We start from the raw sequence: 19,192 nt of genomic DNA, 5'->3' as shown, positions 1-19,192 counted from the left end.
GGCAATTCACAAATTGCCCTTACGAAAGTCTGATGGTATCAAAAAGTAAAAACTTACTCGCTCCACGGCGGCGTAACACCATTTGATCTGGCATAAGCTATGGATTGGCCAACATGCTCGCTCATGTGATTCAGGATAAACACCAAAAGCCCTTCCCCATTCACAGTACGTCCAAATAACTCGTAAGTGTTGGAAAGCTGCTCATCAGACAAATCTGCAGCGGCAGAAAGAACAAACTCATTTGACTGTTCCAGAGCAGCGACAATTTCATCCTTATCAGTGAGTGATCCCAAACTTTGGACATCAACAGGAGCTGAAACTCCAAATGTGCCGATCATCATATAGTTTGCCTGTGCAATATGTGTGTAGACTTCTCCAACGGAACGAACGCCCTCTTCCGGACTCCAGGAATAGGTATCGGCGGGCATGGCTTTGGCAAGGTCAAGTACACGTGATGCATAGCTGAACTGTTGCTGAAAAAGACTTTTAATGCTGTGATCTTCATTCTGCGCCTGAACCGGTATCACCATTAGCAATGCCAGTAACAGCGTAAGAACGATGGTAGATTTTTTCATAATTGGTTGATTTTATTGGTTGATAGGTTATGGAATATGGTAAACTGCCGGTTCACTTACAATATCCAGGCAGATTCATCATCGCAAAATCTATCTCCACTTTTACTGAATCTCAAATGGAGAAGAGAAAACCGTGTTTCCCCAAATCAGTTTCAAAACGCCGCCATCACCCGATTCTTCAACCGTAATTGTAAACGCTTCGGTACTTTCATTTTGAGTGGAGATTTCCATTGGAATACGCCCTAAATCCATGGATTGATCATAGCTGGTTCCGTTTTGTCCGGTTTGCGTGTTGATGATTAACGCACCTCCATCTTGTTCGGGAATTGTATAAAGCGTGTATTCGCCTGCCGGGACCTCAAGGTCTCCAAACTGTAAATCATTCGAGATATAGAAATGTGTTGCACGGTTTGCGCCGGTTCTCCATCGTTCGCCCCATGGAACAATTCCACCGAAGAGTTCGCGCCCTCGTTTTTGAGGTGATCCGTAATCAACCCTAAAATTCGTATTGTGGAAAGAAAATTCAGATGTTTCTGCACCCGACAATTCACCAAAAGAATTTCCCTGCTGATCGGATGCCGCGAATCTCTGCCCGATAGCGTTCATATCAAGCCCGGACGTTCGGTACACTTTTAACTTGCGTGTGGTAAGCCCGGCGTCCAGCAATTCAATACCTCCGTTGTCAGCTACATCTACCCCCATTACACCACGGAATGGGTGACGAACCGTCATCGAATCGTCTTCAATTTGCGCAATCACAAAATTCGAAATATTATTCCAGGTCAGCATGGATTGGTTAATTGTATCAGCGTCAACATCCGCCGCATGTACAAAAGCAACTTCAAACGGCCAATGAACCATGTCGATAAACGGCAGTACCCCCTCTTCATAAGGAGCTGAATGAGATTGCAGTCCCTCATCTGTTTGCGTTTCAACCCAAAGACTGTCTCCCTGGCGGTGGATTGTCTGGATGACTTCACCCTCACTTTCAAAACCGGATTCCAATGAAAAGTCCGTCCGTGTCATTTCACGAATTCCACCAGCTTCATCCAATAAGAGTTCAAAAGATGAAAAGGTAGTTTGCGGCGTTCGCAAAATTACCTGTGCCGTAATACTTGAATCACTCATTTCAAACTGCTCGACAGCGAGTGTGTCATTTCCCAGAAGTGTAACAAACCCAACCTGGCGTCTATCATCATTAGTTGTAGATTCGCAGGCAGCTATCACAAATACTGCAAAAAGTGCAATCAATAAGTTTTTCATAAATCCCTGTTTTTATTTGAAAGTATGGTTGAATCTATTTGAAAATTGAAGAATTCACAAGAAACAAGGTTTAAAGGATTGTAAAATTGACTTGCTCAATTTCTTCACTTTAAAATCTTATTCATCTTTAGCATATTAATTATCAACTGCTAACCAAACCGTTGGGCCTCAATTTTGGGCATGGCTCATCAACTTTATTCGGAGGCTTTTTATGATCAGTTCAACTACTTTTTGGCGAACCGTTATCTGCGGTCTTATTGCTACTTTTACCATGACAATGGTGTCCTTTCTCCAGGGCGGAATCGGGCTGCCCGCCATTGATATCGGACACATATTAAAACAGACATTCAATCACGTTCATGGAGATGAAGTGTACAGCCTGATTTGGGGAAATGCAGCATTTAATGTTGGCGGTGTTTTGATGGCGCTCTTTTGGGTGGCATTTCTCCAAAACCGAATTCCCGGCAACTGGTTTATCCAGGGAATTATTTACGGGATCATCATTTCGGTTGTAACCGGTTTGGTGATTTCTCCTCTTTTTGCAAAAGCAGCCGGGGAGTCGTTTGGAATCTTTTATACAGACACCTGGATTCCCGGTTTAATTTTGATAGGCGGAATCGTAATGCACATCAGTTACGGCATTACACTTACTCTTTGTTTAAAAGTTGCGGGAGTGAACGGGGTGGATCAGTAGATCACTTTATCATTCAACTTTTTCAAAACCTTTTCCAACTCTCATCACCAGAATTTCCGGAGGAATAGTACCGACACAAATTTGGGCATTGGCGAAAATAGGTCCTGATTTATTTACAACAGCACGGCGAATGGATCGGCTGAAAGATTGGTAATGAATTGCCAGCATTTTTTACGGTTTTTAATCAAATAGACCGCACTTTTATTGCAAATCGTTAACCATTCGGGTACATTTAAGTATAAGAAAAAGATGAGATCACACTTCCGGCGATTGAAAAAATCAAGAATTAAGCCGGAATATCTTAACGGGGTTTACTAATCACATAAACCTCAATTCTATAAAAACAAAGACTTTAAATTTCGGGAGAAATCAAGATGACAAAGATTGTTCGATTTATCTTACTTCTAACTGTAACTCTATTCATATTCATTAGTTTTAGTGTGTACTTCACAGCATGCAGCGAAACGGAGGAATGGCAACCAGAAGCAGCGGCCATTTTCCAACCTGTTCCCCCTGAAGCACCGGTTCCTGAAGACAATCCTATGACACCGGCAAAAATCGATTTGGGACATAAGCTCTTTTTTGAACCAAAGCTTTCCCGTTCTGGTATTATTTCGTGTAACACCTGTCACGTAGTTGGCGCCGCAGGTGTGGATCACCGTGATGTGGCAATCGGCGAACACGGACGCCTTGGCCCGCGAAATACACCTACCGTGTACAATGCCGCTTTCCTCAGAGCTCAATTCTTGGATGGCCGCGCAGCAACACTGGAAGAACAGGCCGTTGGCCCTATCCAAACACATGTTGAAATGGATCTCACTCCCGAAGAGGCGATGGAACGTCTTGAAAAAACAGGATATCGACCCTACTTCAGAGAAGCTTTCCCTGAGGAGAGCAACTATTTTACGTTCGACAACCTTGCCAAAGCTATTGCAGCTTTTGAGAGAACACTCATTACTCACGGATCTCCTTTTGATGATTACCTGCAGGGAGACCGGGAAGCCCTGACTGAAGATGAAGTAGCCGGACTGCAACTCTTCATGGATAATGGATGTATGAGCTGCCACAACGGCCCCCTGTTAGGAGGACAAACATTTATGCTCTTTTCTCACGCCGCACAACAGGAGGGTGATGATATGGGACGCTACAATGTAACCGGACAGGAAGCCGATAAATATGTATTTCGTGTTGCTCCATTAAGAAATGTAGAAATGACGTATCCCTATTTCCATGACGGTTCCGCCGAAACGCTGGAGGAAGCGGTGTCTATAATGGGTACAAGTCAACTTGACCGACGGTTCAATGAGCAAGAAGTCAACCAGATTGTGGCATTCCTTAAAACGCTGACCGGAGAGTTTGCAACTGTGCCACACCCTGTGTTGCCGAGATAAGGATAGCTTTAATTTTTGAGCTTCATCCAAATTTATAATAGGCAAGCAATTCACTCGATTTGAGGGAGTCTGTTTACGTGATAATCTTTGTTGCAGGCATAGCAGAGGGACGTTGTGCCGCACCTCAATTTATGCTCTTAGATACAATTAGAAACAATTATTATTGATTGTCGGCTTTTTCAGTTAATTTTGAAAGAATTGTATTTAAATAGTTTGGTGTGTTCTTATGGGAGGAGTAACAAAGGTTACATTTAATAATAAAATTAGCCGTGATTTCAGTAAAACGGTTAAGAAACGTGTTAATGAATATTTTGAGGAGAACCATCTCTCCAGGCACGCAAATTTCGAGATGGTTTCCAAAACTGTGATTCTACTCGGAGTCTATTTTGGGGCCTATGCTCTGATTTTATCGGGGCAACTTTCTCTTGGCTGGATGTGGTTTCTCTGTATTGTGATGGGAATCGGAATGGCGGGAATAGGATTCTCGATCTCTCACGATGCCCTGCACGGCGCGTACTCATCCAATTCTACCGTCAACAAACTAATTGGCTATACGTTTGATTTGATGGGAGCCAACGGCTACATCTGGAAAATTACGCATAACATCATCCATCATACCTATACAAATATTCACGGGCATGATGAAGACCTGGAAGTTGCCGAATTCATTCGCCTCTCCCCTCATTCAGAATACAAGCCGGTTCATCGGGTTCAACATATTCTTGCTTTCTTTGCCTACAGCTTTGCGACGCTTTTCTGGGTGTTTGTAAAGGATTATTGGTACTTCTTTAAAAATCCGCTGGGGCCCTATGAAAACAAAAAACACCCGCTTTCTGAATGGGTTACCCTGGTTATTACAAAACTTGTTTATTATGGCTATACACTTGTGATTCCCATGCTGGTGCTGGACATCACATTGATACAACTCATTATTGGTTTCATTTCTCTGCATCTTACCGCCGGTCTGATTCTCGGCATTGTATTCCAGCTTGCTCATGTGGTGGAGTCTACCGATCACCCGGAACCTGATGAAAACAACATGATTGACGAACACTGGGCCATCCATGAAATGGTTACAACCAATAACTTTGCCCGTAAAAACAAACTTCTTTCATGGTATATCGGAGGTCTGAATTACCAGATCGAGCATCACCTGTTTCCAAAAGTTTGCAGCGTTCATTATCCGGCCATCAGCCCGATCGTAGAAAAAACAGCACAGGAGTTTAATATTCCCTACAATCACCACGATACATTTAGAGAGGCTATTGCTTCTCATTACCGAACGCTGAAAAAGTTTGGCGATCCGAATTTTCAGTACGCTCCCGCGGAAGTATAGACGATTGTCCAATCCTGCCCGTTGAAAGGAAAAAAGGTTAAATCCATGAAAAATACTTTTCTCCTTTTATCCATCTTTGGATTACTATCCTTTATTTCCTGTTCAGATTTTCTTTTTTTCGGAAATTCAGGTTCTTCTTCAAACATTGAAGAAATGGATTTACATGAAGTTGTTATTGCCATCAACAACGAAGTGGGTGAGGCAAAAGCCGAACAGGTTTCTTACTGCAGCATTTTGCCGATCGGGGCAAAACCTTGTGGCGGTCCGTGGGGCTATCTTGTGTACTCCACACAAGAGACTAATGAAGACAGGTTGAAAAATCTGATTGAGAGATACGACGAATTGGACAAAATCAGAAATGCTGAAGACGAAAGATTTTCTACTTGTGATATGGCCCAACCGCCGAACCTTACTCTTGAAAATGGTAGCTGTAACGGTGGCGGACCATACGCGTGGAATCCCCATTTTATTTTAGAACAAAACGGAATTACCGATGAGGACTAAAACCTCCAAACAATTTTGAGATACCTTCAACATTAAATTTACCTAATCTCAAAATATTCAGTACATTTAAGCAATATCATCCAGACAATTTTCTCGACTTCAAAAGCCTAATATGATGGAAAGAACTCCGATTCTTACCATTTTATCTCTTCTTGCCTTGCTATTTTTATGGGCACCGGGAAATCTGTCTGCACAAGCTACCCTGGATCGGCTTTCTCTCCACGAACGGAGTGATGGCAAAGGCCATGTTTTTCGATATCATCTCACTGAAAAAGTAGACTCGTTTGCTGTATCCCAACCGTCTCCGGATCTCATCCAGTTTATGCTTTACTCACCATATCTGGATACCCTTGATTTTACACACCCGCAAGATTCTGAAATCTACTCTCACATCGACTATCATAAAAATGTTGATGGCTTTGGCGTAGATATTTTTCTGAGTGAAAATACCTTTATGAAAGCTACGGCCTACCCGGATCGTGATCGCAATGATATGCTCCTGGCACTGGAATACGCTTCGGAGGAAGAGATTAACAAAATTGCCGATCAAACGAATTTTATCTACTGGTTTGATTTTGAACAGCCCCCTTCAATGGAATTTGTTTATTCTGAAGATAATGCCCTCGTTCCTCTGAGAGAAGGAAAGGAGTTCAATACGATTGTAATTGACGCGGGGCATGGTGGACATGATCCCGGTTCTATGAATCGGCGACTCGGGCTGAAAGAAAAAGATATTGCACTTGAAGTTGCTCTGCAGGTCGGCGATTATATTAAAGAACATCTACCGGATATGGAAGTCATTTATACAAGAGATGACGACACCTTTGTTGAACTGGAAGAACGCGGATTGATCGCAACTCGGGCAAAAGCAGATCTCTTTCTTTCAATCCATCTCAATGCCGTTCGGGATGAGCGGGCGTACGGTTCGGAAGTCTTCTTTCTTGGAATGCACCGAAGTGAATCGGCCCTTGAGATTATGAAACGGGAAAACAGCGTGGTAAATCTCGAAAAAAATGGCGGACCTGTCCAACTTGGGGAAGATGAACTTCTCATCTATGAGCTGGCCAATGCAGGAAATATTGCTGTCAGCGAAAGAATTGCAGCAATGGTCGAACACCAGTTCCGAAACAGAGCCATGCGGCGATCGAGGGGAGTAAAACAAGCCGGATTAATGGTTCTTTGGCATGCCTCTACCCCGGCCGTTCTTGTAGAACTTGGATTTATTTCCAATCCTAATGAGGCGCGCTACATGAACAGCGAATATGGCCAAACAATTTTAGCGTCTGCTATTTTCCGGGCAATCCGGGACTTTAAACAGGAATACGACCGAAGTATTTATCAAAACAATACAGCCAGCAATGAGTGAAACGCCTTTAATTATTGGCGTGGCCGGCGGTAGCGGATCGGGAAAAACGACGGTGGTCAGCAAAATAGTAAAGAGCATTGGAAGAGATAATGTTCTTTTGATGGAACACGATTCCTACTATCGCGACCTCAGTCACCTGCCTTTGGAAAAGCGAAAAAAACAGAATTTCGATCATCCTTCGTCTCTCGAAACCGAATTAATGATTCGCCATATTGATGCGTTGAGAAACGGTTATAAAATTGAGATTCCCGTTTATGATTTTGTAGCTCATACGCGATCAGATCAAACTGTTTCTGTCTCACCAAAGAGAATTATCCTTGTGGATGGTATCCTCATTTTTAGTGAACCAAAGTTGAGAGATAAAATGGATATCAAAATTTTTGTTGATACCGATGATGACGTGAGGCTCCTCCGGCGTTTGAGACGCGATATTTGTGAAAGAGGCCGGGATTTGGATGGAGTACTAAACCAATATGAAAAATTTGTACGCCCCATGCACCTGGAATTTGTAGAACCGAGCAAGCGCTATTCGGATATTATCATTCCCCGAGGTGGCGAAAACAAAGTTGCCCTTCAAATGGTGATTGCATTGATTAATGAGAGATTAAATCAGAATTAAGAAATTTTCTCACTTGATGAGGAAACCGAATTCTTCCATTCCTGTCCAAATCAAATTTTTTCGGTGAATCAATTTCTCATCCTTCCCCATCCATTTTAAAAGCAGACTGGCATCACCACCGGTAACAAAAATATCAATATCCCCCACCGATGATCGGTATTGATGAATAAATCCTTTAATTGCATGTACAAAACTACCATTCACACCCCATTCAATACTCTCAATGGTTGACTTTCCCGGCCAGGTTTCAGGAATGGACTCAGGGGCGGTTGGTAATTCCGGCAGGCGATGTTCCATCGCGTTACGGATCATTTTAAGCCCCGGCATGATAACACCGCCGGAATACACGTTTTCTTTTGTCATCAAATCAACGGTGCATGCGCTACCGGCATCAATAACAACTACATTTCTGTCACTGGCTTCCTTTATCGCTCCCAGGCAAACCAAAAACCGATCCAAACCCAATGTATCAGGAGTCTTGTAATCGAGCATTTTGGGAGGAATATCTGCGGTTTTAAACTCGCTGACTTTTATATCCGGAAGGTTCTGCATCAGGCGCTTTGTAATATCTTTCCGAACCGAAGAAATCCGAACTTCTGGAGATTCACCATAAGATGTAATGATACGACACAGCTCATCCAGCCGTTCATGTTCCCCATCAAAAATTTTCTGCCAATCCGAATTTTTACGGGTAGCCATCTTCAGAAAAGAGTTCCCGATATCAAGATAAAGTTCTTTCATTTTCTTAGCTTTCGCCTGACGATTTTTCATCAAGTGAAGGTAACTTGTTTATTACTTAAATGTATTTTGAAATAAAAGTCAGTTGGTTGTGGTTTGTTATTCATTGTAATCCCGAAAAAGTAAAGTATATACAATGATCCACACTCAACGAACAATGAACGAATTCTATGGATTTATCAAATAAAAACGCCATCGTAACCGGAGCAAGCAGTGGAATTGGCATTTCATTCAGCAAAAAACTGATCGAAAAAGGAGCCAAAGTTTATGGTCTTGCCCGCCGGCTGAATAAGCTTTCTGAAGTTCAGGAAAAACTTGGCAACCAGTTTATTCCCATTAAAATGGATGTCACCAAGCCGAACGACATTCACCAGTGGGTACAGGAAACTTTCTCAGAAAAAAATCTCCCCCATGTCCTCATCAATAATGCCGGTCTTGGTATTTTTGGCAATGTTGAAAAACTTTCGGTGGCTGATTGGAATACAATGGTTGAAACGAACCTGAATGGTGTTTTTTACCTCACTCATGAACTGGTTCCTTTTATGAAGGCGTCTGAGGAGCACCACCATATTATCAACATTTCATCAGTTGCGGGACTCCTTGGCAACCCACAGCTCTCAGGATATAATGCCACAAAATATGGACTTCGGGGTTTCAGCGAAGCGCTCTTTAAAGAGCTTCGGTATGACAAAATCAAAGTAACGGCCATGTTTCCCGGCTCCATTTCCACGCACTTTTTTGATCAGGTTGGCAGTGAAACACACGATAATATGCTTCAACCGGACGATGTTGCCGATACTCTCATTCATCTTTTGGAAACCCCTGATAATTTCCTGGTCAATGAAATTACGCTTCGTCCGTTAAATCCCAAAAACCCGAACGAGAAGTGAGAAAAGTTCTCTTTGTCATAGTTGCTGGTCTCATTTTTTGGGGATGCGAACCTGAATCATCTGCCCCTGACGAAATCATTAATGAAGAAACCTACGAACGCATGTTCATTGAGTTTGCGATCATTAATCAGCTGGACCAGCAACTTTTAAACAACATTTCCCAGGAAGAATTGCGCACCAAAGTGTATGAATCTTATGGGGTTTCTGAAGATGAATTTCGCATCTCTCATGAATATTATGAGCGAAATATTGAGGAACAAATTGAACGGGTCAAAGAAATCAACAAAATACTGCGAGAGGAACGCGATTCGATTCAGGTTATCCAAAGAAAATTCGAAACCACTCCACGCGAAAAACTTGACAGCCTCCGTCAGACTTTGCCGGGAAGGGAATAAAAATCTCCGGACTCATCATTTTCCAGGTAATTTTCCCGAAGCATATAAGACAGAACCTGCTGGGTTTTTTTACGGTTCCAGTTTGCGCTTTTTGAAATTTCCCTAAAAGATTTCTTTTCATTTTGCACAACATCCCGAACAATTTGAACATCACTATTTGTCACGGACATCATAAGCTTCTCCTCAGAAACACAATTGTCGCATGTTCCGCACGGTTCACAGTTTGTTTCACCAAAATAGCGTCTCAAAAAAACTTCCCTGCAAGCATTGGTTGAAGCATATCTCGACATGTAGTCAATTTTCTTCAAAAGGATGTCCCGGTAATGATATGCACGATCTGTATCAACCCGAAGCTTAACCAATCGTGCGTCTTTTACCTGCACCAGCCGGGTCTCTTCCTGCCATTTGAAGGTCAAAATCTGATCATGCTCAGCAAAAACTTTAAGAGCCTTAAACAACTGATTGGAAGTGACTTCCAGCTTTTCTGCCAGATAGGAAACATTCAAATACTGAACGTCAGAAAAAACCTGCGGACCAAATTGCCGAAAAAGAGTATCTAAAAAACGACCTTTTTCCGGATCCGATTCATCAATAAAATCCAGCAAATAGTCTGTATTGACAATGAATTGAATGCCAACCCTCGGCTCGTGAAGATCAATTTGGGTAAGCACGTCCAACCTTTGTAACAGATTGACAGCCGTTGAAATCTGAGACGACGGAAGTTGAATTCGTTTTGAAATATTTTCCAGGTGAATTTCCTCCGGTGATTCCTGCTGAGTTCCCACGGCGAGGTCCAATTCATCACAAAGTCCGTCGTACACTTTTTGAAGTGTTTCGGAATCAGGATAGTTTTGCTCTACACGGCTTTTCAAATAATCTACATCACTCTCCTTAAAAAGAAGTATCGGATAACTGATTTCTCCATCGCGACCTGCACGGCCGGCTTCCTGATAATATGCTTCCAGCGAAAAAGGAATTGTGTAATGGACCACATAACGGCAATCAGACTTATCAATTCCCATGCCAAAAGCATTGGTCGCCACCACAAGTGGAATAGTGCCGTCAATCCACTCTTTTTGGACCTGTTCCCTTGTTTCACTTTTTAAGCCCGCGTGATAAGATTTTGCCGGGATTCCCTGTCGTGTGAAATAGTCCGCCCACTCTTCGCAATCTCTTCGCGTGGACGCATATATAATTCCACTTCCAAGACTGGACGCCTTTTTTACGGTTTTCTTCAGCATCTCTCGTTTCTTCTCGGTCTTGGAAACCCACCAATGCAGGTTTTCTCTCTTGAATCCACCCGTCACCACAACCGGATCTTCAAACTGTAAACTTTCCAGTATATCTTTTTTCACCTCGGGGGTGGCAGTTGCAGTCAGGGCGAGCCATTTGGTTTGAGAAGGTAAATCTTCAAGTTCATGCCGAATCTCGCGGTATGACGGACGAAAATCGTGTCCCCATTCAGAAATGCAATGTGCTTCATCAATTGCAACCAACTCAATATTCAGGTTGGGTTGTTCAACTTTCCAAAGATCCGTAGAAAGACGTTCAGGTGCTATATACAACAATTTATACATGCCGTTCCGGGCGTTAACCAAACGTTGCTCAACCTCATACGACGGAAGCGTGCTATTAATAAATGTGGACCGGATACCAACACGATTGAGCTGTTCAACTTGATCTTGCATCAAAGCAATTAGTGGAGATATCACTACGGTTAAACCATCTTGGACAACAGCAGGCACCTGGTAACAGAGAGATTTACCACCACCGGTTGGAAAAAGAACAAGGGTGTCTTTACCGGACAGAACAGACCGAATGGCATCTCCTTGCCCCGGCCGGAACGATGAATATCCCCAATACTTTTGGAGTGCTTGTTCTGCTTTTTTGAAAGGATTGTCTTCTGTCAAGTCGGATATTTGATTGTCTTAAAAACGAGACACCTGTCATTGCAAACTAAGCGAAACAATCTCTTTTTAGTGTTTAAGAACTACTGGATGTTTGAGATTGCTACGTAATCCGTCTAATTACGGATTACTCGCAATGACATGTCTTATGCCTTACCTTTTACAAGATTACAAAACCCATCCTGATTTTAAAAGTTTACAACCACACCAATTTTGATATGAAGTAAATCTGTTTTAGACTGGCTAACATCATAAAAAACTTCTCCATCCTCTATTTCAATAGAACCTTTTTGCAGGTACTCGGCTTCACGGCCAAACATATATCGTGCTCTTAAATTCAGGTAAACGGAAGAAGGCTCAACATCATCCATATCGCTGGTCATCGGCCCTTTCTTTTGCCAGAGCCTGATTTGAGTTCCGGCACCAAACCCATAGCTTAAAGCTGTATCCTCATAATTGGTATCACTCAGTTTCTCTTCATCAAAGAAATCATCCCGATCACGAATTACAGTTTCTGTGAAGAAGTAGTTGAACCCGAGGAGTCCGTCCACATAAGGCCGAAATGTTGATGGCGGTGCGATCAGACGAACCAGAAAGTCGCCATGAACAAGATTATAGCTGTTTTCAACTTCCACAGTGAGATCCGGAATCGTTGTGCTCAAAGGTTCTTCACGTGTGTCGGTACCAAAATTCATAAATCCAAATTCCAGTCCAAGCATTACCGGTGAGTTTGCAAAACGGTATCCTCCCATTAAATTAATTCCGCCACCAAGATGATCAGATTGGTCTCTGAAGTCTCCCTGGGGAATACCAACTCCTAAATCTAACGCTGCCTGAAGTTCTTGTGAATAAACGTTACCCGCCAAACCAAAACAGAAGAGAAGTGCTGTTAATGTAATTTGTTTGAAATTCATATTAACTCAATTATTTCATTCATATTGAACCAGACGAAGAAGCCATTTCCTACCCTATTGAATTCGACTTTACGTAGAACGCCTGTTTCGCTTGTATACGTTGGTGGAGAATTCCGGGTTGCTCAAAAAATAAAAAAGCCCTGACATTTATCAGGGCTTTAAGAAGTCAAGTCTTGTCATTACGAACGAGGTGAAGTCACTCACTTGCGTACACTGTGGGCTTGTTTCGCTCTACTCGCAATGACTAATCACAACATAGCTTAAAAAATTGTTGCCTTCAGATACTCTTTACGCATCTCTGCAATAGCAGAAATTGGGATACCTACCGGGCACACAGCTTCACATTCGGCATGATTTGAACAATCTCCAAATCCTTCCTTTTCCATCTGTTCAACCATTGCCATTGTTCGCTGCTTCTTCTCTGGCTGGCCTTGAGGCAACATGTTCAGATGTGCAAGTTTCGCACCTGTGAACAGCGATGCAGAAGAATTCGGACAAGCAGCCACACATGCCCCGCAGCCAATGCAGGTAGCATAATCGAATGAAATATTGGATGTTTCTTGTGCAATCGGAATTAAGTTTGCTTCAGGAGCTGCCCCCGTTTTCACGGAAACATATCCGCCTGCTTCAATAATTCTGTCGAAAGCAGATCGGTCAACAACCAAATCCTTAATCACCGGAAAAGCGGCAGCGCGCGGCGGTTCAATAACAATGGTATCGCCATTGCTGTAATTTCTCATGTGAAGCTGACAAACGGCTGTTTGATGCTTGGGGCCGTGAGCCCGTCCGTTGATTACAAGGTTACAGGAACCGCAAATTCCCTCGCGGCAGTCATAGTCAAATTCAACCGGATCTTTGTCTTCTTTAATCAGGTTTTCATTGAGAACGTCCAGCATCTCCAGAAAAGACATGTGTTCGTTAACCTCATTCAATGTGTAATCCTCAAAACGACCAGGATCATCTGCGTTTTTCTGTCGCCATACTTTGAGGTGAATTGTCATTGTGCTCATAAAAACCTGTTATTTATAACTTCTTTGTTTCAGTTCCACGAATTCAAACTCAAGATTTTCTTTATGAAGTTTGGTATTGAGTTTGCCGTTGACTCCCAAATATTCCCAAGCGGAAACAAATGAATAATCTTCGTCATTTCGGATAGCTTCGCCTTCCTCGCTTTGATATTCATCACGCAGGTGGCATCCGCACGACTCATCCCGATCCAGGGCGTCCATAGCCATCAGTTCGGCAAGTTCGAAATAGTCTGCCACGCGAAGAGCAAATTCAAGATATTTGTTGTAGTAATTCATCTCGCCCGGCACGCGAACATTCGTCCAGAACTCTTCACGAAGGGCGCGAATTTCTTTGATGGCTTCTTCAAGACCTTCTTTGCTTCGGGAGATTCCAACCTTATCCCACATAATTTTTCCAAGTTCTCTGTGGAATTCAATAATGGTCTTATCTCCTTTAACAGAGAGTAGTTTTTTGAGCTGATCTTCGGATGCTTTCGCTGCTTCATCAAAAGCTTCATGATCAACTGAGATTTTCTCAAACTTGGTATCGGCCAGGTAATTTCCAATGGTGTAGGGGATGATAAAGTATCCATCGGAAAGCCCCTGCATAAGAGCACTGGCTCCAAGACGATTCGCTCCGTGATCCGAAAAATTGGCTTCACCGGCTACAAACAGGCCTGGAATGTTGCTCATCAGGTTATAATCAACCCAAAGCCCGCCCATGGTATAGTGAACGGCCGGGAAAATTTTCATCGGCACTTTATACGGATTTTCATCTGTGATATTCTGATACATATCAAACAGGTTTCCATACTTGGCTCGAATTGTGTCTTCACCGTCCCGTTTGATGGCATCGCGGAAATCGAGATAAACGGCTTTTCCTGTTTCGCCAACTCCGAGTCCTTCATCCGTTACAATCTTGGCATTTCTTGAAGCCACATCCCGCGGTACCAGGTTACCAAAACTTGGATATTTCTCTTCGAGATAGTAGTACCGTTCGTCCTCAGGAATTTCATTTGGCTGCCGGCTATCCCCTTTCTTTCTGGGAACCCATACCCGTCCGTCATTCCGCAAACTCTCACTCATCAATGTAAGTTTGGACTGATAATCGCCCGAAACCGGAATACAGGTTGGGTGAATCTGTACAAAACATGGATTTGCAAATGCAGCACCTCTTTTATGGCATCTCCAGGCAGCCGTAACGTTCGAGTTTTTGGCATTGGTAGAGAGGTAGAAAACATTGCCGTATCCGCCGGTACAAAGTACCACGGCATCGGCATCCCATCGGTTGATGGTTCCCTTCACCAAATCCCGGGTTATAATGCCACGGGCTTTGCCGTCTACAACAACAAGATCCAGCATTTCATGACGCGCATGATATTCAATCTTTCCTGAATGGACTTCTTTCATCATGGCTTGGTAGGCTCCTAAAAGAAGCTGTTGACCTGTTTGGCCACGGGCATAAAATGTTCGCGAAACCTGGGCGCCACCAAATGAACGGTTGTCCAGAAGCCCGCCGTATTCACGGGCAAAAGGCACACCCTGCGCTACGGCCTGATCAATAATTTCATTTGAATTTTGAGCCAGACGATACACATTTGCTTCGCGGCTTCTGTAATCACCGCCTTTTATTGTATCATAAAAAAGTCTCCAGACGCTGTCTCCATCATTTGGATAGTTTTTTGCAGCATTAATGCCACCCTGCGCCGCAATACTGTGGGCTCTCCGGGCGGAATCCTGGATGCAAAATGAGACAACATTGTAACCGAGTTCAGCGAGACTTGCTGCCGCTGAGGCTCCGGCAAGTCCTGTCCCCACTACAATGACTTTATATTTGCGTTTGTTGTTCGGAGAGACAAGTTTGATATCCTTTAAATGCCTGTTCCATTTCTCTTCTAACGGGCCAGGAGGTACTTTCGAATCTAAATTCATAGTGAGTTCTGTATGATAGTTTTCAAACTGTTAATTACAATTGATGAGTGCAGCCTCGCAGCCACCGCCAAAATAGATGTACAGCGGTATGAACAAAAATCCAATGGCGAGAAGAATTGCTAAACCAACCCCGATCGTATAAATAACGGCCGATGTTGTTTTACTGCGCATCGTTAATGAAATAAATGCACTCCACACCCCGTGACCAAGATGAACACCCAGAAGTATCATCACGATAGTATACCCAAAAGCATACACAGGACTTTGGAACGTTTCCAGCACTAACGTTTTCAGATCATGCATTTCCACTCCATCCACGGCTATGGAGCCGGGATCCCCAAGAGCAAAGGTGTTCACATGAACGATGACAAATATAAAAAGTACGACGCCCGTAAAGGCCATACTTCTCGAACTCAGGCTCTGTTTGCTGGGGCCGCCTTTGCTGCTGTACACTTTATATTTTTGAGGGCGGGCTTTCTTCTTATTCCACCAGATTGAAATTCCAATCCAGGCGTGGAGCAAGAAAGCAACCAGTAACCCGATTCTGGCAACCCACAAAAGCGGTCCCAGTTCATGCAAAAAATGCGAATAACTGTTCATGGCATTCGGTTCCCCAAAAATAGCCAGGTTCCCAAGCAAGTGAAAAATGACGAAGAAGACGAGCAAAAGTCCGGTAATTCCGGTTAAAAACTTTCGGCCAACTTGCGAGTTTAGCGCGTCAGTAAAAGATGGCATATGGTTAAATTAGTTTGTTGTCTGAAGATTTTTTTAAAAAAATGATATTCTAGCAAGATGAACGATATTTCAGTTCAAAAAATCTTATTTATAAATTCGTTTGTTTTACCATAAAAGGCAAGGTTAGAGCACTTCTAAACTTATTTCACGCTTATTAAGAAAAGGTCTAAATTATTACTTATTGTTGATATTTAAATGAATCACCTGTGGTAACTGTAACCTCTGTTTTTACATCCGAATACCGGGTCAAAAGTTCAAAATTTTTGGGATTCCTTTGTCCTTCCCGGGATGACACCGAAATTGAAACCCATCTCGAAAAAATCAAGAAAGAACATCCTACCGCCACACACCATTGCTACGCCTATCAATTCAACCCAAACAGCCCGGTTGAATTCTCTACGGATGCCGGAGAACCGGGCGGAACTGCCGGATTGCCAATTCTCAATGCGCTCAAATCCCAAAATTTGATAAATGTAATTCTGATTGTCGTTCGATATTATGGCGGTACTAAATTGGGAAAAGCCGGCCTTATTGACGCCTATCAAACAACAGCTCAACAAACCATCCGATCTGCCACTTTAAAAAAGCTGGTTCCCATTAAAGTTTACACTTTAAAATACGCTTACTCTCTTCAATCATTGGTTGATAAATGGAGAAACAGCTTTGAACTTATGGAACTGGATTCATCATACCTTGAAACCGTTGAACTGACTCTCGGATGCCCCAAAAATCAATTTCATCTATTTGAGAAAACTGTATCTGCTCAAATGCACCAACTCATTGGCTTTGAGGAGGCAGGAGAATCTTTTCATATTGAAGAATAAAGAACTGACAAACTCCGCCAAGCTTCTTACCTTCATAAAAAAATGAGCTTATGAAGATTTATACCAAAAAAGGTGACAAAGGCACCACATCCTTATTTGGTGGTGCGAGTATTGGAAAAAACAGTATGCGAATTCACGCATATGGAACAGTGGATGAACTAAATTCCATCCTGGGCATTGTCTTAACATATTCGTTGAGTGATGATGGAAAAGAAATTCTGGAGGAGCTCCAAAATCAGCTTTTTGTGCTGGGTGCCGATTTAGCTACACTTCCATCCAAAAAAACAAAAATTGATCGGATCGGAAGCAGAGAAATTCAAAAACTGGAAAGCTGGATTGATACGTTAGATGAACAATTGCCTGCTCTAACCTCATTCATTTTACCGGGTGGCGCTCCGGCGGGAGCAACGCTTCACCAGGCGCGAACCGTATGCAGGCGTGCAGAACGTCATGCGGTTGCCCTGAAGACAGACAATCCTATTTCTGAGGAAGTTATTATCTACCTCAATCGCCTTTCAGACCTTCTTTTTGTAATGGCTCGCTACGAAAATAAACATGCCGGGGAACCGGAAACACAATGGAAGAGTAGGTGATTGCTGATTGCTGATTGCTGATTGCTGATTGCTGATTGCTGATTGCTGATTGCTGATTGCTGATTGCTGATTGCTGATAAAATATTTGAATAGAATAAACGCTAAACAATTTTTTTAAAACTTATTTTACTATGGCTTTAATGATCTCTGTCTCGGGAATTCGGGGCATTTTTGGATCGCATCTTACCCCGGAAAATCTTGTAACATTTACAGCCGCTTATGGCACCTGGCTTGAAGGCGGAACAGTTGTTGTTGGCCGGGATTCCCGGGTGACAGGCCAAATTTGTGAAGACATTGTTTGTGCCACGCTCCAAAGTACCGGTTGTGATGTTGTAAAAGTTGGGATCGTCCCCACTCCAACCGTGGCTATGGGCGTTCTGAAACATAAAGCCGCCGGTGGCATTATTTTAACAGCAAGCCACAACCCCGCTCAATGGAATGCACTAAAATTGCTCAACAATAAAAGTGAATTTTTAGATGCAGACCAGGGAAGAGAAGTTTTGGATCTGGCTGAAAAAGGAACGTTTACATATCAAAAATATGATAAAATCGGAACGATCAGTGAAGATCACGAAGCGGTTGATTATCACATCCAAAAAATTCTGGAATTACCTTATATTGATGCCGACCTGATCCGGAAGAAATCATTTAAAGTAGCTGTAGATGCTGTGAACGGTGGAGCTTCACTGGCACTACCCGAAATGCTGGAAGCCATCGGTTGTGATGTTCATAAGCTTTATTGTGAACCCAATGGAATATTTCCCCATAATCCCGAACCTCTTCCCGAGAATCTTGGCGATATTTGTGACTATGTGAAACAAAATGATTGCGATTTGGGAATTGTGACGGATCCTGATGGTGACCGCCTCGCACTTGTAGATGAAAACGGAAATTTTTTCGGTGAGGAATACACACAAGTAGCCGCCTTCGATTTTATGCTCAGTAAAAACAAAGGCGATACGGCCACCAATCTCTCTTCTTCAAGGGCTGCCGATGACATCACAAAAAAATACGACCAAACCTGTCATCGATCTGCCGTGGGAGAAATCAACGTGGTGAAAGTAATGCAGGCAGAAGGCGCCGTTATCAGTGGCGAAGGGAATGGCGGTGTCATTAACCCGGATCTGCATCCCGGGCGGGATTCGTTAGTGGGCGCCACCATGATCTTACAGCTTTTGGCTGAACGGGAAATCAGTGCTTCAGAATACCGAAGTGAATTACCTGACTACGAAATGAGTAAACAAAAAATTGAGCTAAACTCTCTTGGCGTGAATGCCGACGAATTGCTCGATAAAGTAGCCGATATCTATCAAAACGAAAAAATCAATCGAACAGACGGAGTAAAAATAGACTTCGACGAGGGCTGGGTTCATTTTCGGAAATCGAATACGGAACCTATAGTAAGAGTGTACAGCGAAGCAAAAACAAAAGCCGAAGCTGAAAAACTTGCCGCAAGCGTACTTTCAATCATCCGGTAAACTTGCGCACTTCCGGGGTCTATAATTACAA

20 protein-coding genes are annotated in these 19,192 nt (G+C 43.0%); 11 read left to right on the top strand and 9 right to left on the bottom strand.

Features of this window, described 5'->3' with window-relative positions:
- Window positions 1–53: 53 nt before the first annotated feature.
- Together L0B18_RS07545 and L0B18_RS07540 are read right to left on the bottom strand one after the other, a co-directional pair.
- Entirely contained in the window at window positions 54–575 is a 522-nt protein-coding gene (locus L0B18_RS07545) for a DinB family protein (RefSeq protein WP_234570920.1), read from the bottom strand.
- 102 nt (window positions 576–677) lie between these two features.
- The gene (locus L0B18_RS07540; RefSeq protein ID WP_234570918.1) at window positions 678–1,838 is read right to left on the bottom strand and encodes a DUF2911 domain-containing protein; all 1,161 of its coding nucleotides are present in this window, start codon (window positions 1,836–1,838) and stop codon (window positions 678–680) included.
- Window positions 1,839–2,049: 211 nt separating this feature from the next.
- Between L0B18_RS07540 and L0B18_RS07535 the strand changes: the two genes are divergently transcribed.
- Window positions 2,050–2,532 (top strand): hypothetical protein, encoded by a 483-nt coding sequence (locus L0B18_RS07535; RefSeq protein ID WP_234570916.1) that lies wholly within the window; start codon window positions 2,050–2,052, stop codon window positions 2,530–2,532.
- 9 nt (window positions 2,533–2,541) lie between these two features.
- Here L0B18_RS07535 and L0B18_RS07530 read toward each other — a convergent pair whose 3' ends face one another.
- The gene (locus L0B18_RS07530) at window positions 2,542–2,700 is read right to left on the bottom strand and encodes a hypothetical protein (protein ID WP_234570914.1); all 159 of its coding nucleotides are present in this window, start codon (window positions 2,698–2,700) and stop codon (window positions 2,542–2,544) included.
- A gap of 206 nt (window positions 2,701–2,906) precedes the next feature.
- Between L0B18_RS07530 and L0B18_RS07525 the strand changes: the two genes are divergently transcribed.
- The 5 genes from L0B18_RS07525 to udk all read left to right on the top strand — a co-directional run bounded on the left by L0B18_RS07525 (window position 2,907) and on the right by udk (window position 7,748).
- Complete coding sequence (locus tag L0B18_RS07525; RefSeq protein ID WP_234570912.1) at window positions 2,907–3,923, top strand: cytochrome-c peroxidase; 1,017 nt, start codon at window positions 2,907–2,909, stop codon at window positions 3,921–3,923.
- A 226-nt stretch (window positions 3,924–4,149) separates the two neighbouring features.
- On the top strand, window positions 4,150–5,259 hold the full coding sequence (locus L0B18_RS07520) for a fatty acid desaturase family protein (protein ID WP_234570909.1): 1,110 nt from the start codon (window positions 4,150–4,152) through the stop codon (window positions 5,257–5,259).
- 45 nt (window positions 5,260–5,304) lie between these two features.
- The gene (locus L0B18_RS07515; RefSeq protein WP_234570907.1) at window positions 5,305–5,763 is read left to right on the top strand and encodes a hypothetical protein; all 459 of its coding nucleotides are present in this window, start codon (window positions 5,305–5,307) and stop codon (window positions 5,761–5,763) included.
- A gap of 112 nt (window positions 5,764–5,875) precedes the next feature.
- Complete coding sequence (locus L0B18_RS07510) at window positions 5,876–7,129, top strand: N-acetylmuramoyl-L-alanine amidase family protein (protein ID WP_234570906.1); 1,254 nt, start codon at window positions 5,876–5,878, stop codon at window positions 7,127–7,129.
- On the top strand, window positions 7,122–7,748 hold the full coding sequence (gene udk, locus L0B18_RS07505; protein ID WP_234570904.1) for a uridine kinase: 627 nt from the start codon (window positions 7,122–7,124) through the stop codon (window positions 7,746–7,748). The genes L0B18_RS07510 and udk overlap by 8 nt, the downstream gene beginning before the upstream one ends.
- A gap of 9 nt (window positions 7,749–7,757) precedes the next feature.
- Here the strand turns inward: udk and L0B18_RS07500 are convergent, their stop codons facing one another.
- A complete protein-coding gene (locus L0B18_RS07500; protein ID WP_234570902.1) occupies window positions 7,758–8,519 on the bottom strand; it encodes a type III pantothenate kinase in 762 nt (253 codons plus the stop codon).
- 137 nt (window positions 8,520–8,656) lie between these two features.
- On the opposite strand from L0B18_RS07500, the gene L0B18_RS07495 reads away from it, so the two are divergent.
- Together L0B18_RS07495 and L0B18_RS07490 are read left to right on the top strand one after the other, a co-directional pair.
- Window positions 8,657–9,376 carry an SDR family oxidoreductase gene (locus tag L0B18_RS07495; protein WP_234570900.1) on the top strand — a complete coding sequence of 240 codons (720 nt, stop codon included), beginning with the start codon at window positions 8,657–8,659 and terminating at the stop codon, window positions 9,374–9,376.
- The gene (locus L0B18_RS07490; protein ID WP_234570899.1) at window positions 9,373–9,771 is read left to right on the top strand and encodes a DUF4296 domain-containing protein; all 399 of its coding nucleotides are present in this window, start codon (window positions 9,373–9,375) and stop codon (window positions 9,769–9,771) included. The genes L0B18_RS07495 and L0B18_RS07490 overlap by 4 nt, the downstream gene beginning before the upstream one ends.
- On the opposite strand, the gene L0B18_RS07485 is transcribed toward L0B18_RS07490, so the two are convergent.
- From L0B18_RS07485 to L0B18_RS07465, 5 genes are all read right to left on the bottom strand, one after another.
- A complete protein-coding gene (locus L0B18_RS07485) occupies window positions 9,747–11,681 on the bottom strand; it encodes a RecQ family ATP-dependent DNA helicase (protein ID WP_234570897.1) in 1,935 nt (644 codons plus the stop codon). The genes L0B18_RS07490 and L0B18_RS07485 overlap by 25 nt on opposite strands.
- Window positions 11,682–11,866: 185 nt before the next feature.
- Window positions 11,867–12,592 (bottom strand): outer membrane beta-barrel protein, encoded by a 726-nt coding sequence (locus L0B18_RS07480; protein WP_234570895.1) that lies wholly within the window; start codon window positions 12,590–12,592, stop codon window positions 11,867–11,869.
- 260 nt (window positions 12,593–12,852) lie between these two features.
- Entirely contained in the window at window positions 12,853–13,593 is a 741-nt protein-coding gene (locus L0B18_RS07475) for a succinate dehydrogenase/fumarate reductase iron-sulfur subunit (protein ID WP_370647535.1), read from the bottom strand.
- Window positions 13,594–13,611: 18 nt separating this feature from the next.
- Window positions 13,612–15,531, bottom strand: a complete 1,920-nt coding sequence (locus L0B18_RS07470; RefSeq protein WP_234570891.1) for a fumarate reductase/succinate dehydrogenase flavoprotein subunit — start codon at window positions 15,529–15,531, stop codon at window positions 13,612–13,614.
- Window positions 15,532–15,561: 30 nt separating this feature from the next.
- Window positions 15,562–16,266: a succinate dehydrogenase cytochrome b subunit gene (locus L0B18_RS07465; protein WP_234570889.1), complete on the bottom strand. Its 705-nt coding sequence runs from the start codon at window positions 16,264–16,266 to the stop codon at window positions 15,562–15,564.
- Between the two features lie 206 nt (window positions 16,267–16,472).
- On the opposite strand from L0B18_RS07465, the gene L0B18_RS07460 reads away from it, so the two are divergent.
- The 3 genes from L0B18_RS07460 to glmM all read left to right on the top strand — a co-directional run bounded on the left by L0B18_RS07460 (window position 16,473) and on the right by glmM (window position 19,161).
- Window positions 16,473–17,090: an IMPACT family protein gene (locus tag L0B18_RS07460; protein ID WP_234570887.1), complete on the top strand. Its 618-nt coding sequence runs from the start codon at window positions 16,473–16,475 to the stop codon at window positions 17,088–17,090.
- A gap of 50 nt (window positions 17,091–17,140) precedes the next feature.
- The gene (locus L0B18_RS07455) at window positions 17,141–17,683 is read left to right on the top strand and encodes a cob(I)yrinic acid a,c-diamide adenosyltransferase (protein WP_234570885.1); all 543 of its coding nucleotides are present in this window, start codon (window positions 17,141–17,143) and stop codon (window positions 17,681–17,683) included.
- Between the two features lie 131 nt (window positions 17,684–17,814).
- Window positions 17,815–19,161 carry a phosphoglucosamine mutase gene (gene glmM / locus L0B18_RS07450; protein ID WP_234570883.1) on the top strand — a complete coding sequence of 449 codons (1,347 nt, stop codon included), beginning with the start codon at window positions 17,815–17,817 and terminating at the stop codon, window positions 19,159–19,161.
- The last annotated feature ends 31 nt before the right edge of the window (window positions 19,162–19,192 follow it).

Origin of the sequence: Rhodohalobacter sp. 614A (assembly GCF_021462415.1) — a bacterium.
GTDB lineage: Bacteria > Bacteroidota > Rhodothermia > Balneolales > Balneolaceae > Rhodohalobacter.
The sequence above is the reverse complement of the archived record's forward strand: the minus strand, read 5'-3'. Positions and strand labels throughout refer to the sequence as shown.